The sequence below is a fragment of the Streptomyces sp. NPDC110618 genome, assembly GCF_055657065.1.
This window is the reverse complement of the sequence record NZ_JBVKBN010000039.1, coordinates 1-14,207: the sequence shown is the minus strand read 5'-3', so window position 1 is coordinate 14,207 and position 14,207 is coordinate 1. Positions and strand designations below refer to the sequence as shown.

The 14,207-nt window shown below is 72.0% G+C and carries 13 protein-coding genes and 1 pseudogene; 4 read left to right on the top strand and 10 right to left on the bottom strand.

What is annotated here, in order from left to right:
* Window positions 1-143 precede the first annotated feature (143 nt).
* Window positions 144-890 (top strand): IclR family transcriptional regulator, encoded by a 747-nt coding sequence (locus ACZ7L7_RS36430; protein WP_472077978.1) that lies wholly within the window; start codon window positions 144-146, stop codon window positions 888-890.
* Window position 891: 1 nt separating this feature from the next.
* Here ACZ7L7_RS36430 and ACZ7L7_RS36425 read toward each other — a convergent pair whose 3' ends face one another.
* The 6 genes from ACZ7L7_RS36425 to ACZ7L7_RS36400 all read right to left on the bottom strand — a co-directional run bounded on the left by ACZ7L7_RS36425 (window position 892) and on the right by ACZ7L7_RS36400 (window position 8,019).
* A complete protein-coding gene (locus tag ACZ7L7_RS36425) occupies window positions 892-2,022 on the bottom strand; it encodes an aromatic ring-hydroxylating oxygenase subunit alpha (protein WP_453608033.1) in 1,131 nt (376 codons plus the stop codon).
* A 130-nt stretch (window positions 2,023-2,152) separates the two neighbouring features.
* On the bottom strand, window positions 2,153-3,316 hold the full coding sequence (locus ACZ7L7_RS36420; protein ID WP_472077967.1) for an NAD(P)/FAD-dependent oxidoreductase: 1,164 nt from the start codon (window positions 3,314-3,316) through the stop codon (window positions 2,153-2,155).
* Complete coding sequence (locus ACZ7L7_RS36415) at window positions 3,313-3,675, bottom strand: bifunctional 3-phenylpropionate/cinnamic acid dioxygenase ferredoxin subunit (RefSeq protein ID WP_093723764.1); 363 nt, start codon at window positions 3,673-3,675, stop codon at window positions 3,313-3,315. The genes ACZ7L7_RS36420 and ACZ7L7_RS36415 overlap by 4 nt, the downstream gene beginning before the upstream one ends.
* Before the next feature lie 216 nt (window positions 3,676-3,891).
* Window positions 3,892-4,524, bottom strand: coding sequence for an MBL fold metallo-hydrolase (locus ACZ7L7_RS36410; protein ID WP_472077965.1), 633 nt, complete (start codon window positions 4,522-4,524; stop codon window positions 3,892-3,894).
* Window positions 4,521-5,606, bottom strand: coding sequence for an S-(hydroxymethyl)mycothiol dehydrogenase (locus tag ACZ7L7_RS36405; RefSeq protein ID WP_472077964.1), 1,086 nt, complete (start codon window positions 5,604-5,606; stop codon window positions 4,521-4,523). Before ACZ7L7_RS36405 ends, ACZ7L7_RS36410 begins: the two co-directional genes overlap by 4 nt.
* Window positions 5,607-5,715: 109 nt before the next feature.
* On the bottom strand, window positions 5,716-8,019 hold the full coding sequence (locus tag ACZ7L7_RS36400; protein ID WP_472077963.1) for an FdhF/YdeP family oxidoreductase: 2,304 nt from the start codon (window positions 8,017-8,019) through the stop codon (window positions 5,716-5,718).
* Window positions 8,020-8,201: 182 nt separating this feature from the next.
* Between ACZ7L7_RS36400 and ACZ7L7_RS36395 the strand changes: the two are divergent.
* The 3 genes and pseudogenes from ACZ7L7_RS36395 to ACZ7L7_RS36385 form a co-directional block, all read left to right on the top strand.
* Window positions 8,202-8,684 (top strand): annotated as a pseudogene (locus tag ACZ7L7_RS36395) (nucleotide triphosphate diphosphatase NUDT15); the annotation flags it as partial.
* A 127-nt stretch (window positions 8,685-8,811) separates the two neighbouring features.
* Complete coding sequence (locus ACZ7L7_RS36390) at window positions 8,812-9,171, top strand: DUF779 domain-containing protein (protein WP_285516785.1); 360 nt, start codon at window positions 8,812-8,814, stop codon at window positions 9,169-9,171.
* A 75-nt stretch (window positions 9,172-9,246) separates the two neighbouring features.
* A complete protein-coding gene (locus tag ACZ7L7_RS36385; protein WP_472077962.1) occupies window positions 9,247-10,479 on the top strand; it encodes a phosphodiester glycosidase family protein in 1,233 nt (410 codons plus the stop codon).
* Window positions 10,480-10,512: 33 nt separating this feature from the next.
* On the opposite strand, the gene ACZ7L7_RS36380 is transcribed toward ACZ7L7_RS36385, so the two are convergent.
* From ACZ7L7_RS36380 to ACZ7L7_RS36365, 4 genes are all read right to left on the bottom strand, one after another.
* Window positions 10,513-10,707: a hypothetical protein gene (locus tag ACZ7L7_RS36380; RefSeq protein WP_093723770.1), complete on the bottom strand. Its 195-nt coding sequence runs from the start codon at window positions 10,705-10,707 to the stop codon at window positions 10,513-10,515.
* A 111-nt stretch (window positions 10,708-10,818) separates the two neighbouring features.
* On the bottom strand, window positions 10,819-11,682 hold the full coding sequence (locus ACZ7L7_RS36375) for a phosphatidylinositol-specific phospholipase C/glycerophosphodiester phosphodiesterase family protein (protein ID WP_453608017.1): 864 nt from the start codon (window positions 11,680-11,682) through the stop codon (window positions 10,819-10,821).
* A 169-nt stretch (window positions 11,683-11,851) separates the two neighbouring features.
* On the bottom strand, window positions 11,852-12,934 hold the full coding sequence (locus tag ACZ7L7_RS36370; RefSeq protein WP_471430113.1) for an acyl-CoA dehydrogenase family protein: 1,083 nt from the start codon (window positions 12,932-12,934) through the stop codon (window positions 11,852-11,854).
* Window positions 12,931-14,112: an acyl-CoA dehydrogenase family protein gene (locus ACZ7L7_RS36365; RefSeq protein ID WP_471430115.1), complete on the bottom strand. Its 1,182-nt coding sequence runs from the start codon at window positions 14,110-14,112 to the stop codon at window positions 12,931-12,933. Before ACZ7L7_RS36365 ends, ACZ7L7_RS36370 begins: the two co-directional genes overlap by 4 nt.
* Between the last annotated feature and the right edge of the window lie 95 nt (window positions 14,113-14,207).

Here is a 14,207-nt window from a genome sequence, read left to right as displayed (position 1 = left end):
TACGCACCAGGTTGCGAGCAGCGCAACTTCAGGATCTTGGTTACGTAGGTGTTGCTTGCAGGCTTGTTGTTTACTACGCGTATAGTTTCACTGTGAGCAACTACAGCCCTGAAACGGAAACGTCGAATTCACCCGCCGGCGGCGTGCAGTCGGTCGACCGTGCCATCAGCGTCCTGGAGATCCTCGCCCAGCGCGGCGAGGCGGGAGTCAGCGAGGTGGCGGGCGAGATCGACGTCCACAAGTCGACGGCTTTCCGGCTGCTCGGCGCGCTGGAGACGCGCGGTCTGGTGGAGCAGGCGGGCGAGCGCGGCAAGTACCGGCTGGGCTTCGGGATCGTCCGGCTGGCCGGCGCGGTCACCGGCCGTATCGACATCACGCAGCAGGGCCGTCCGGTCTGCGAGCGGCTCGCGGAGGAACTGGGCGAGACGGTGAACATCGCCGTCATGCAGGAGCACTACGCGATCAACCTGTACCAGGTGCGCGGACCCGGAGCGATCACCGCACACAACTGGGTGGGCCAGCTGACCCCCCTGCACGCCACCTCCAGCGGCAAGATCCTGCTGGCCCACATGCCCGCCAAGGAGCGCGCGGCGCTGCTGGGCACGGCCGGGCTGAAGAAGGTCACCCCGCACACCATCACCGCGAAGACCAAGCTGGAGAAGCACCTCGCCGAGGCGCGCGAGCGCGGCTACGCCTACACGCTGGAGGAGCTGGAGATCGGCCTGCACGCGATGGCCGCCCCGGTCCGCAACCGGGACGGCCAGGTCATCGCCGCGCTCAGCGCCTCCGGCCCCGGCTACCGGCTGACCGAGGAGCGGCTGCACGAGCTGTCCCCGACGCTGCTCCAGGGCGCCCAGGAGATCAGCCACCGCATGGGCTACCTGGGCTGACTCACCCCTGCGGGGTTCCCAGGCGCTCGTTGACCCACTCGTGGAACGCGCCGATGTGGTGCTCGCTGGGCACCAGGACGCCGCCCTTGGCGTACGTACGGGAGCTCATGCCGGGCTGGGTCCGCTCGCAGGCGTCGAAGTCCTGCTGGTTGACCCGGTGGAACAGCTCCACCGACCGGCTGACGTCCTTGCCGCTCTCCACCACGTGCGGCAGGTAGAGCCAGTCGCACTCGACGACCGTGCGGTCCACGGCGACCGGGTACATGCGATGGAAGATCACATGGTCGGGCACCAGGTTGATGAAGACCTGCGGGCGGACGGTGATCGCGTAGTAGCGGCGGTCCTGCTCCTCGGCGACGCCCGGTATACGATCCAGCCCTTCCGAGCCGTCGACCGTGAACCCCTGTATACCGTCGCCGAACTCGGCGCCGTGCCCCACGTAGTACTGGGCCGCGTAGCCGTCGGCGAACTCGGGGAGCACCTCGGTGAGTTCGGGGTGGATGGTGGCGCAGTGGTAGCACTCCATGAAGTTCTCGACGATGAGCTTCCAGTTCGCCTGCACGTCGTAGGTGATGCGGCGGCCCACCTTCAGGTCCTCGATGCCGTAGTGCTCGATCGACTCGACGTCGCCGAGGCGTTCGACCACGTCACCGATGACGGCCTGCTCGAAGGGCGGCGGGTTCTCCGCCAGGCAGACCCAGACATAGCCCAGCCACTCGCGCACCTGGACGCCGGTCAGCCCGTACTCGGTGCGGCTCACATCGGGCATCTTGGTGAGGTTGGGGGCGGCGACGAGCTTGCCGTCCAGGCCGTAGGTCCAGGCGTGGTAGGGGCACTGGAAGGCCCGCTTGACCTCGCCGGACTCCTCGGTGCAGAGCCTGGCGCCGCGGTGCCGGCACACATTGAAGTACGCACGGATGCTCTGATCCCGGGCCCGGGTGACGAGGATGCTCTCCCGGCCCACGTCGACGGTGCGGAAGGCGCCGGGCCTGTCCAGCTCGGAGGCGCGGGCCACGCAGAACCACAGGGCTTCGAAGATGTGCTCCTGCTCCTGGGCGAAGACGGCCGGATCGGTGTAGGCGGAGCCGGGGAGAGTGGCGATCAGACTGTCCGGCAGGCCGGTCGGGGTCACGGGCACTCCTCGGGAGGACGTCGTGGAGAGGTGATTCACGCGCCGGGACGAGCGACTCCGGACGGCGTTTTGCATCGAGCAACGCTGCGTGCGATGTGCAACCGCAGCATGGGGTGATGCCGGGGCGGTGTCAAGACGCGGTGGCGGCCAACTGCTTGCGCCAGCGCATGAACAGCCGCGGCTGGTTCATCCCGAGCACCGCGACCGGGTCCCCGGCCCGCCGGTAGACGGCGAGGACATCGCGCCCGTCCGCCGATCCGGCCTCGACGGTGACACTGTCCGCACCCGCGGCGTGACCGGCGAACTGGATCTTCACTCCGTACTGGTCGGACCAGAAGTACGGCGGCCTGGGCACGCCCGGTTCCACCGCGCCGCCCGCCAGCAACGCCGCGACCGCGGCGTCGGGGCGTTCCCGGGCGCCGGTCCAGTGTTCGACGCGGCGGTGGTGACCGGCGCGCGGGTCGTACCAGTTGGCGCAGTCGCCGACCGCGACCACACCGGCCAGGCTGGTCCGGCCGTCGGCGCCGCACTTGACGCCGTTGTCGAGGGCGATGCCGGACCCCTCCAGCCACTCGACGTTCGGCCGGGCGCCCACGCCGACGACGACAATGTCCGCGGGGATGGCGCGACCGTCCTCCAGCAGCACCGCGTCCACGCGTTCCTCGCCGCTCAGCCCCTTCACGCCCACCCCGCACACCAGCCGCACCCCGTGATCGGTGTGCAGCGCGGAGACGACGGCACCCATGGTCTCGCCGAGCGGCCCGGCGAGCGGGGTCGGGGCGGCCTCGACGACGGTCGTGTCGATCCCCAGGGCGTACGCGGTGGAGGCGACCTCCGCCCCGATGAACCCGGCGCCGATCACCACCAGCCGTCCGCCGCGGCCCAGTTCGTCCCGCAGGGCGCGGGCGTCGTCCAGGGTGCGCAGGGTGTGCACCCCGGCCAGCCCCTCGGAGCCGGGCAGGGCGCGCGCCGCGGCGCCGGTCGCGATCACGCATCCGTCGGCCCGCACCTCCCGCCCGTCGGCCAGGCGCACGGCATGCCGTGCGTGGTCGAGGCCGGTGGCACGCACGCCGAGCAGCCATTCGGCGCCGAGGTCCTCGTCGTCCGCCTCCAGGGCGAGTTCGGCCTCGCCGAGGGTCCCGGCCAGGAACTCCTTGGACAGCGGGGGCCGGTCGTAGGGGCGGTGGAGTTCGTCCCCGATGACGACCAGCCGGCCGTCGAAGCCCTGCTTGCGCAGGGAGCGGACCGCCGACAGGCCGGCCAGTGAGGCGCCGACCACGACGACGCTCCTCACGCGGGGCCCCCGGCCAGGCGGGCCGTGACGCAGGGCGGGAGGTTGGGGGCGTCCGTGGAGAGCCGGACGTAGACCGTGCCGTCCTCGACCACCACCTCGTGCGTCCGCACCGGCAGCTTGGCCGGCGGGGCGTCGACCGCGCCGGTCCGCAGGTCGAACTTGGAGGCATGCAGCGGGCATTCCACCTCGCAGCCCTCCAGCCAGCCGTCGGCGAGCGAGGCGTCCTGGTGGGTGCAGGTGTCGTCGATGGCGAACAGCTCGCCGTCGTCGGTGTGGAACACCGAGACCGGCGGATCGATGTCGAGCCGGTGGGCCTCACCTCGCGGCAGGTCCGCGAGACGGCACGCGGGAATCATCATGACACCTCGGGTGCGTATAACGAAACGGATTGCGGTAAGCGCAACATCAGTCTGGGGTCGCCCTGAACCCCTGTCAAGGAGTCCCGAGGGCACTCGCGACGCCAGTTTCGCGTTGCGCCATGAACAACATATTTCGCGGTGAACAACAAAACAGCCCGCCGCATCGGCTCGCGCGGTCACGAGCCGAGGGCGGGCGGGAGAGGGGTGTCGGAGGTGTCAGTGGCCGCGGTCGATCCACTCCTGGAGGTGCGGGGCCTCCGCGCCGATGGTCGTCGTGTCACCGTGGCCGGTGTGCACGACGGTCTCCGGCGGCAGGGTCAGCAGCCGGCCGCGGATGGAGTCGACGATGGTCGGGAAATCGCTGTAGGACCTCCCGGTCGCCCCGGGTCCGCCGGCGAAGAGCGTGTCGCCGCTGAACAGGGCGCCCAGCGCGGGCGCGTGGAGGCAGACCGCGCCCGGGGCGTGGCCCGGTGTGTGCAGCACGGTCAGCTCGACCCCGGCCACCGTGAGGGTCTGCCCGTCGGTGAGGTCGGCGTCGGGCGCCCGGTCGGGGTGGGTCTGCTTCCACAGCGGCAGGTCGTCGGGGTGGAGCAGGACCGGGGCGCCGGTGCGTGCGGCGAGGTCGGGCGCGGCGTCGATGTGGTCGTTGTGGGCGTGGGTGCAGACGACGGCGGTCAGTCTGCGGTCACCGACGGCCTCGGCGATGGCGTCGGCGTCGTGCGCGGCGTCGATGACGATCACCTCGTGGTCGTCGCCGACGATCCAGACGTTGTTGTCGACGTCCCAGGTGCCGCCGTCGAGGCTGAACTGCCCGGAGGTGACGAGGCGCTCGATGCGGGCGGCCGTCACAGGACCACCACCGAGCGCAGGACGTCGCCGTGGTGCATCCGCTCGAACGCCTTCTCCACCTCGTCCAGCGCGATGGTCTCGGTGACGAAGGCGTCCAGGTCGAGCCGCCCCTGGAGGTAGAGGTCGATGAGCATCGGGAAGTCGCGGGAGGGCAGGCAGTCGCCGTACCAGGAGGACTTCAGGGCGCCGCCGCGGCCGAAGACGTCCAGCAGGGGCAGCTCCAGCTTCATCTCCGGGGTGGGGACACCGACGAGGACGACGGTCCCGGCGAGGTCGCGGGCGTAGAAGGCCTGCTTGTACGTCTCCGGGCGGCCCACCGCCTCGATCACCACGTCGGCGCCGAAACCGCCGGTCAGCTCGCGGATCGCCTCGACGGCGTCGGTCTCCTTGGAGTTGACGGTGTGGGTGGCGCCCAGGTTCCCGGCCGTGGCGAGCTTGCGGTCGTCGATGTCGACGGCGATCACCTTCGCCGCCCCGGCCAGGCTCGCCCCGGCGATCGCCGCCGCCCCGACGCCGCCGCAGCCGATGACGGCGACCGTGTCGCCGCGGCCGACGTTCCCGGTGTTGATGGCGGCACCGATCCCGGCCATGACTCCGCAGCCGAGCAGACCCGCGGCGGCGGCCGAGGCCGTACGGTCGACCTTGGTGCACTGCCCGGCCGCGACCAGTGTCTTCTCCGCGAAGGCGCCGATGCCGAGGGCCGGGGCGAGTTCGGTGCCGTCGAGGAGGGTCATCCGCTGCTTGGCGTTGTGGGTGTCGAAGCAGTACCAGGGGCGTCCGCGCAGACAGGCCCGGCAGTGGCCGCACACGGCACGCCAGTTGAGGATCACGAAGTCACCGGGGGCGACATCGGTGACGCCCTCCCCCACCGACTCCACGACTCCGGCCGCCTCGTGCCCGAGCAGGAAGGGGAAGTCGTCGTTGATCCCGCCCTCGCGGTAGTGCAGATCGGTGTGGCAGACCCCGCACGCCTCGATCTTGACCAGCGCCTCTCCCGGCCCCGGGTCCGGCACGACGATCGTTTCCAGGCTGACGGGGGCGCCCTTGCCCCGCGCGACGACAGCACGGACCTGGTGCGACATGGCCTCTCCTCGGCTGGTTCGTGAGGTGATTCGGATGATGCCTGGCGTTGCTTATTGCGGTACGTATCTCACGTGTCGCAACTCAGCATCATGGAGTGCGGACCGGCGGTCAAGCGGTGCGAGGGGCCCGTTCCAGCCGTACCACGACCGACTTGGACGTGGGCGTGTTGCTCACGGCCGCCGTGGAGTCCAGCGGGACCAGGACGTTGGTCTCGGGGAAGTAGGCGGCGCAGCAGCCGCGAGGGGTCGGGTAGGGCACGACGCGGAAGGCGGGTGCGCGGCGCTCCACACCGTCGTCCCACTCGCTGACGATGTCGACCGTGTCCCCGTCGGACAGGCCGCGCTCGGCGAGGTCGTCGGGGTGGACGAAGAGCACCCGGCGGCCCTGGTGGATGCCCCGGTAGCGGTCGTCCAGGCCGTAGACGGTGGTGTTGTACTGGCCGTGGGAGCGCAGGGTCTGCAACAGCAGGCGGCCCGGGGGAACCGTGGGGCTCTCCAGTGGGTTCGCGGTGAAATGGGCGCGGCCGGTGGCCGTGGTGAACCGGCGTTCGTCGCGCGGCGGGTGGGGCAGGGCGAAGCCGCCCGGCCGCCGGACACGGGCGTTGAAGTCCTCGAAGCCGGGGACCACGCGCGCGATCCGGTCACGGACGCGGTCGTAGTCCGCCTCGAACTCCTCCCACGGCGCGGCGGGGCCAAAGTCCCCGAGGACGGCGCGGGCCATGCGGCAGACGATGGCGACCTCGCTCAGCAGGTGCTCGGAAGCGGGCGCGAGGCGTCCCCGGGAGAGGTGCACCATGCCCATGGAGTCCTCCACGGTGACCAGTTGGGGGCTGCCCGGCCGCAGGTCGGCCTCGGTGCGGCCGAGGCAGGGGAGGATCAGGGCCTGCTCCCCGGTGATGACGTGGGAGCGGTTGAGCTTGGTGGAGATCTGGACGGTGAGGCGACACCGGCGCAGGGCCCGTTCGGTCAGGTCGGTGTCGGGGGCGGCGGCGACGAAGTTGCCGCCGAGGGCGACGAAGACCTTCACCTCGCCGTCGCGCATGGCGCGGATGGTGTCCACGGCGTCGTGGCCGTGCCGGCGCGGGGGTGTGAAGGCGAACTCGGCGCCGAGCCGGTCCAGGAAGGCGGGGTCCGGCTTCTCGTGGATCCCCATCGTGCGGTCGCCCTGCACATTGGAGTGGCCGCGCACCGGGCACAGGCCCGCGCCGGGGCGGCCGATGTTGCCGCGCAGGAGGAGGAAGTTGACGACGTCGCGGATGGTGGGCACGGAGTGCCGGTGCTGGGTGAGCCCCATCGCCCAGCACACGACGATCCGCTCGGCGCGCAGTACCTCGTCGAAGGCGTCCCTGATCTCCCGCTCGGGCAGGCCGGTGGCCCGGAGGATGTCGTCCCAGGGCACCGTGCGGGCGCGCTCGGCGAACTCCTCGAAGCCGTGGGTGTGCCGCTCGATGAAGGCGGTGTCCAGACAGGTGCCGGGCGACGCGTCCTCCGCCTCCAGCAGCAGGCGGTTGAAGGCCTGGAAGAGTGCCTGGTCACCGCCGAGCCTGATCTGGAGGAACCGGTCGGCGAGCCTGGTGCCGCTACCGATGACCCCGGACGCGTTCTGGGGGTTCTTGAACCGCAGCAGCCCGGCTTCCGGCAGTGGGTTGACGGCGATGACCCGGGCGCCCCGCCGCTTGGCCCGCTCCAGGGCGGAGAGCATACGGGGATGGTTGGTGCCCGGGTTCTGGCCGACGACGAGAATCAGGTCGGCCCGGTGGAGGTCCTCCAGGCTGACGCTGCCCTTGCCGATGCCGATGGTCTCCGTCAGCGCGGCGCCGCTGGACTCGTGGCACATGTTGGAGCAGTCCGGCAGGTTGTTGGTGCCGAAGCCGCGGACGAAGAGCTGATAGAGGAAGGCCGCCTCGTTGCTCGCCCGGCCGGAGGTGTAGAAGGCGGCCTGGTCGGGGTGGTCGAGGTCGGTGAGTTCGCGGGCGATCACGGCGAAGGCGTCGTCCCAGGAGATCGGCCGGTAGCGGTCGGCACCGGCCGGACGGTACATGGGGTGGGTGAGACGTCCCTGCCCGCCGAGCCAGTAGTCGCTGCGCGGGAGCAGGTCCTCCAGTGTGTGGGCCGCGAAGAAGTCGGGGGTCACCCGGCGGACGGTGGCCTCCTCGGCCACGGCCTTGGCGCCGTTCTCGCAGAACTCCGCCCGGTGCCGGTGGTCGGGTTCCGGCCAGGCGCAGCCGGGACAGTCGAAGCCCTCCTTCTGGTTGACGCGGAGCAGGGTGAGCAGGCTGCGCCGGGCTCCCATCTGGTCGCCGGCGTGCCGCAGCGAGGAGGTGACCGCGGGGAGTCCGGCGGCGTACTCCTTCGGCGGGCCGACCCGCAGCCGGGCGTCTCCGGGGTCTTCGGCAGGTGGCTTGCGCGTCATCGGTGGCACTGCTCCGCGGTGTGGGGAAACAGAGGCTGAGTTGCGAAATACACAACAGTATCGTTATGCGCAACATCCCTAGAAAGCCCCACACCCGACGCCCTGTCAAGGCCGCGGACTACTGTCTCGTCGGAAGATCCGTACGCCCCCAGCGCGGCCCTACGACTGCCAGGAGCCCCATGACACCCCCGCCCCGCGTCTCCTCGCGCCCCCGCACGACCCGTCCGCCCGTGCCGCAGACCGCCCTCGGGGTCGGCGCGATCCTGCACGGGCCCCGGGGACTGCTGCTCGGCCACCACCGGCACGGCACCTGGGAACTGCCGGGCGGCATGGTGGAACCCGGGGAGTCGCTGGAGGAGACGGTCGTGCGCGAGCTGGCCGAGGAGACCGGGCTGGCCGCCGACCCGGCGGACGTACGCCTCCTCGGCACCCTCCTCGACCACGTCGACGGTGTCGTCAGGATCACCGTCGCCGCCGAGGTGGCCGCCTGGCGCGGCGAGCCCGCCGACCAGCCCGGCGAGCGGGTCGGCGACTGGCGCTGGTACGCCCTGGACGCGCTGCCGCAGGAGCTGTTCGTGTGCAGCGCCCAGGCGCTGACGGCCTGGCGCCCCGGCCTGCCGATCGACCACACCCCCGCCCGCTTCACGCCGTACGCCGCCCGCTGAGCGGGACGGCGCACGGCACCCGCTGAGCGGGGCTGCAACGCTCTCGCAACCTCCCCCGTGGTGCCCTGGTCCGTCCGGCCGGTGACGGCCGGAGTCCCGGATTCGGCTTCCCCTGGGGATGGTTGGCATGTACGAGGAGATCCCGCGCGTCACGCTCACGCCGGCCGCCGCCGATCTGGTGCGGCGGCTGCACGCGGAGCACGGTCCGCTGATGTTCCATCAGTCCGGCGGCTGCTGCGACGGCAGCGCGCCCATGTGCTACCCGGCGGGCGAGTTCCGCACCGGTGGTTCGGACGTGCTGCTGGCGGAGCTGTACGTGGACGGCGTCGACGAGCCGGTGACCTTCTGGATGTCCCGCGAGCAGTTCCAGGCCTGGGCGCACACCCGGCTGATTGTGGATGTCGTCGAGGGCCGGGGCAGCGGTTTCTCGCTGGAAGCACCCGAGGGGGTGCGTTTTCTGACGCGTTCTCGCGTCCTTGGTGTCTAAGCGCCCTTCCGGGCGCCGTGTTCTGGTGCACTTCCCCTGAGTCCTGGGACAGTTGACGAACCCTCAGGGGGATTTGTGACGAAGCGTCAAAGACGGTTCACGGCGTACCGCACGGCACTGACCCTTCTCACCGCACTCGGCTCGCTGGCCGCTGCCGCCCTGGCCGGGGCGGCACCGGTCGAGGCCGCCCCGCGCGGCCGGATCGCCCCGGGCGTGGTCTACGAGCACTTCGACATCCGGGGCGCCCGGGGCACCGCCCACGGCCACCTGCTCCGCGTCGACCTGACCGACCCGCACGTGACCTTGGACCTGCTGTACCCGGGGAAGGTGGCCGCCCGGGCGCCCCTGTCCCAACTGGCCCGTGCCCAGGGCGCCGTGGCCGGGGTGAACGGCGACTTCTTCAACATCTCCGAGGCCCAGCACCCGGGTGTCGAGGTGACCGGTGCCAGTGTGGGACCGGCGGTCGCGGGCGGCCGTGCGCTCAAGGCGGCGGTGCCCAACGGCCAGCGGTTCGGACCCGCGCTGCCGCCCGGCACCTCCACCAGGGACGTGCTCGGCGTGGGCGTGGACCGCAGGGCCCGGCTGGACGACCTGGCGCTGTCCGGCTCGGTCCGCACCGCCACCGGGTCCTTTCCGCTCGGCGGGCTCAACCAGTACGCGCTGCCCGTGAACTCCGTCGGCGCGTTCACCTCCGACTGGGGCTCGGTCTCCCGGGTGCGGGCCACCTGCGGCACCGACACCAACCGGGCCGCGCCATGCAGCAAGGACACCCATGAGGTGACCGTCAAGAACGGCCGGGTGGTGTCCTGGGCCGACGACCCGGGCCGCGGCGCCATCCCGGCCGGGACGACCGTGCTGGTGGGCCGGGAGGCGGGGGCGGCGCGGTTGCGCGAGCTGGTGCCGGGTCAGCCGGTGAAGGTGCTGCACGAGTTGGTGGCGGCGGCCTCGAAGGTCGCCTACCGGTTCGCGGTCGGCGGGTACCCGGTGCTGACCGGCGGACGGCCGCTGCCCGGTCTGGACGACAGTGCGGTCGCGGTGCGCAGCGCCGTGGGGATCGCGGGCGGCGGCAAGCAGGTGCTGCTGCTGTCGCTGGACGGCGGGTCCGCGTACCGGGGCCTGACCGTGGCCGAGGTGGCGGCCACCCTGCGGAAGCTGGGCGCGACCGACGCCTTCAGCCTGGACGGCGGCGGCTCCTCGACACTGGTCGCCCGCGCGCCGGGCGCCTCGGCCCCGACCGTGCGCAACCATCCCTCGGGCGGTGCGGAACGGGCGGTCCCCAACGGCATCGGGGTGTTCGTCACGCCGTGACGCGCCGCCCCGCGGCCCACCGCCCCGGCGGTCTCACGGTCTCAGGCTGCTGACGATGTCCGCGGTGGCGGTGAGGCCGCTGTGGATGGTGGGCGCGATGCTGGTGCTGGCCAGGTAGAAGCCGAGCAGCGCGCAGACCAGGGCGTGGGAGACCTTCAGCCCGCCGTTGCGCATGAAGATCACCGCAAGGATCAGGAGCAGCAGCACCAACGAGATGGAAATGGCCATCGTCAACCTCCTCCGCCACGCCGCACACGTCCGATTCACGGCGTTCGGCCGCAAGTGTGGCGTAGCGGAGGGTTCGTCCGGGCGGCTGACCTGTCCGCCGAACGTGTGGTGTCACCTCCGGTCGTGCGCCTCCAGGAAGGCCTCCAGGCCCGCGAGGTCGTCGGTGTTGAGGTGGTCGACGTCGGCGGCGACCAGCGCCGCCCACAGCGCCTCGCGCTCCGGGCCCGGCAGGTCCGGGGTGGCCCAGAACCGTACGCGCTGACCGCGTGAGTGGGCCGCCCGCATGATGGCCGTGAGCTTCTGCCGCTCGGTGTCGGGGAACGCGCCGGCTCCGGTCCAGGTGAAGTGGTTGGTCCAGTTGTCGCTGATCAGCGGGATGAAAGACGCGGGGGCCGAGCCGCCGAGGTCGGTGAGGCGGCCGTCGTAGAAGGCGCGGCGCACCCGCTGCGCCTCCATCGGGGCGCGGGCCGCGCGGTCGCCGGAGATCACGGCGGTGACCGGGCCGCGGTGCACGCGGCCGTGGGCGTACGTCGTGAACAGGTGCCGGTAGCGCTTGAGGTGCCGGTCCAGTTCGAGGTAGGTCGAGGCGCCTTCGGTCTTGATGTCGACCAGCAGTTGGAGCGGCTTGCGGTGGCCGTGGTACACCGAGCCGTGGTGGGCCCGGACGCGGGCGGCGAGCGGGTCCAGGTAGAGGGACTCCAGGGTGCGCGCCGGGTCGAGGTCCTCCGGGTCGTGGGCGACCAGGAGTCGGTCGCCGACCAGGTAGATGTCGGCCTCCACGCTGCCGAAGCGGTGGTCGAGGGCGTCCAGGAGGGGCCGTGGGTGCTCGTAGTCGTTGTGGGCGTGGGCGCGCCACAGCGGGCGGGGGCGGTGCTCGCGCCCGGTGGCGTAGGCGGTGCCGACGGGCGCCGCGAGGACGCCCGTGAGCGCGGCGGCGGCCGTGGTGAGGGCTCTGCGACGGGTGAGGAACGCCATGTGCTGCCTCCCTGTGGGGCGGGTCGGGACCACAGGGAGTATGGGGTGCGTGGGCCGTCAACAGACCCTTGTGTGCCAGGAGTTGGCCTGACATTCATTCCTTCGCCGCGGGACGCGAAAGAGCCCGCCCCAGGTGGGGCGGGCTCTCGCGGCCGAACTGCGGTGCGGGTCAGGGGGCTTGCAGGTCGACCAGTTCGGCCAGGGCCGTCCGGTGCGCGCCCGCGGTGCCGTAGGCGAGGGAATCGGCCTTGGCGCGCTTGAGGTACAGGTGCACCGGGTGCTCCCACGTCATGCCGATACCGGCGTGCAGTTGCAGGGCCTCCTCGGCGGCGTGCACGGCGACGGAGGCGGCGTAGGACTGCGCCACGGCGACCGCGACCTGTGTGTCCTCCCCGGTGGCGAGGGCGTCCGCCGCGTTGCGGGCGGCGGCGCGCAGGTTGACGACCTCCAGCCACAGCTGGGCGAGCCGGTGCTTGAGCGCCTGGAAGCCGCCGACGGGCCGGTTGAACTGCTTGCGCTCCTTCAGGTAGCGGACGGTCTCGGTCAACGACCACTCGGCGAGGCCGAGTTGTTCGGAGGCGAGGAGTCCGGCACCGGCGCGCAGGGCGCGGTGGACGGCGGGTTCGGCGTCGCCGAGCAGGCGGCCGGGTGCGCCGTCGAGGGTAACTGTGGCCAGCGGCCGGGTCAGGTCCAGGGAGACCTGCGGGGTGACCGTGGCGGCGGAGGCGTCGACCGCGTACAGGCCACCGTCGTCCGCGGGCACGAACAGGACGTCGGCCACGGCCGCGTCCGCGATGCCGGTCAACTTGCCGTGCAGCGCGCCGTCCTCGTGCCGTACGACCTGGTAGGCGGCGCCGGGTGCGACGCTCAGGGCGACGGCGAGGGCGCCGATGCGGCGGCCGGCGGCGAGGTCGGCGAGCAGGTCGGGGGCATCGCTCGCGAGCAGGGCCTCGGTGGCGACGACGGCGCTGGTGAGGAAGGGGACGGGGGCGACCGCGCGGCCCAACTCCTCCAGGACGACGGCGGCTTCGCGGTGCGTGGCGCCCTGGCCGCCGTGCTCCTCGGGGACCAGCAGGCCCGCGAGGCCCATGCCGTCGGTCAGCGCCTTCCAGGCGGCGCGGTCGTGCGGGGAGTCCGACTCCACGCGGGCCAGGACGGCGGCGGCGTCGCAGTGGTCGGCGAGCAGGTCGCGGACGGCGGCGCGCAGCGCCTCTTCCTCCTCCGAGTACAGCAGGTCGGGCTGTGCGCTCATCGGGCCAGGTCCTTCCAGGCGACGTCCTTGTCGGTGCGCGGCTCGGCGGGCAGGCCGAGGACCCGCTCGGCGACGATGTTCAGCAGGATCTCGCTGGTGCCGCCCTCGATGCTGTTGCCCTTGGCGCGCAGATAGCGGTAACCGGCGTCGCGTCCGGTGAAGTCCACGAGTTCCGGCCGCCGCATCGTCCAGTCCTCGTACAACAGGCCCTCCTCGCCGAGGAGTTCGACCTCCAGGCCGCTGATCTCCTGGTTGAGGCGGGCGAAGCCGAGCTTCATCCCGGCGCCCTCGGGTCCGGGCTGGCCCGCGACGAGCTGCTGGCGCAGACGTTCGCCGGTCAGCCGGGCCACCTCTGCCTCGACCCACAGCCTCAGCAGCCGCTGGTGCAGGTCGTGCGTGCGCAGCTCGGGCCGCTCGCGCCAGGTCTTGGCGACCGGGCCGATCATGCCGCCCTCGCGGGGCAGCCGCATACCGCCGATGGCGACGCGCTCGTTGTTCAGCGTGGTCTGCGCGACCCTCCAGCCGTCGCCGACCGCGCCGAGGCGGCGGGAGTCGGGGATGCGCACATCGGTGAGGAACACCTCGTTGAACTCGGCCTCGCCGGTGATCTGGCGCAGCGGCCGCACCTCGACGCCGGGGTCGGTCATGTCGCACAGGAAGTAGGTGATGCCGGCGTGCTTGGGCACGTCGGGGTCGGTGCGCGCGATGAGGATGGCCCAGCGGGCGAGGTGGGCGCTGGAGGTCCACACCTTCTGCCCGTTGACGACCCAGTCGTCGCCCTCGCGCACCGCGCGGGTGCCGAGCGCGGCCAGGTCGGACCCGGCGCCGGGCTCGCTGAAGAGCTGGCACCAGACCTCCTCGCCGGTCCACAGGGGGCGCAGATAGCGCTGCTTCTGCTCCTCGGTGCCGTACTGGAGGATGGTCGGGGCGGCCATGCCGAGGCCGATGCCGATGCGGCGGGGGTCGTTGTCGGGGGCGCCCGCGGCCTCCAGTTCGGCGTCCACGACGGCCTGGAGGGAGCGCGGGGCGCCCAGTCCGCCGAGGCCCTCGGGGTAGTGCACCCAGGCGAGCCCGGCGTCGAAGCGGGCGCGCAGGAAGTCCAGTCGGTCGGTCGTGGCGGGCGGGTTGGCGGCCAGGAACTCCTGGGCACGGCGGCGCAGTTCGGCGGCGTCGGTCATGCGGCCCTACCTTCTTGAGTGCATCCCGTGAGTTCGCGACTCTGGGACTGCGCGGGTGGGGCAGGGATGGTTTTCATGCTGGCTGCCTCCGATGG

Coding starts and splice junctions, on each gene's coding strand:
- ACZ7L7_RS36415 (WP_093723764.1), bottom strand. CDS start 3,675: ATGATGATTCCCGCGTGCCGTCTCGCGGACCTGCCGCGAGGTGAGGCC.
- ACZ7L7_RS36405 (WP_472077964.1), bottom strand. CDS start 5,606: ATGTCGCACCAGGTCCGTGCTGTCGTCGCGCGGGGCAAGGGCGCCCCC.
- ACZ7L7_RS36400 (WP_472077963.1), bottom strand. CDS start 8,019: ATGACGCGCAAGCCACCTGCCGAAGACCCCGGAGACGCCCGGCTGCGG.
- ACZ7L7_RS36390 (WP_285516785.1), top strand. CDS start 8,812: ATGTACGAGGAGATCCCGCGCGTCACGCTCACGCCGGCCGCCGCCGAT.
- ACZ7L7_RS36380 (WP_093723770.1), bottom strand. CDS start 10,707: ATGGCCATTTCCATCTCGTTGGTGCTGCTGCTCCTGATCCTTGCGGTG.
- ACZ7L7_RS36375 (WP_453608017.1), bottom strand. CDS start 11,682: ATGGCGTTCCTCACCCGTCGCAGAGCCCTCACCACGGCCGCCGCCGCG.
- ACZ7L7_RS36370 (WP_471430113.1), bottom strand. CDS start 12,934: ATGAGCGCACAGCCCGACCTGCTGTACTCGGAGGAGGAAGAGGCGCTG.
- ACZ7L7_RS36365 (WP_471430115.1), bottom strand. CDS start 14,112: ATGACCGACGCCGCCGAACTGCGCCGCCGTGCCCAGGAGTTCCTGGCC.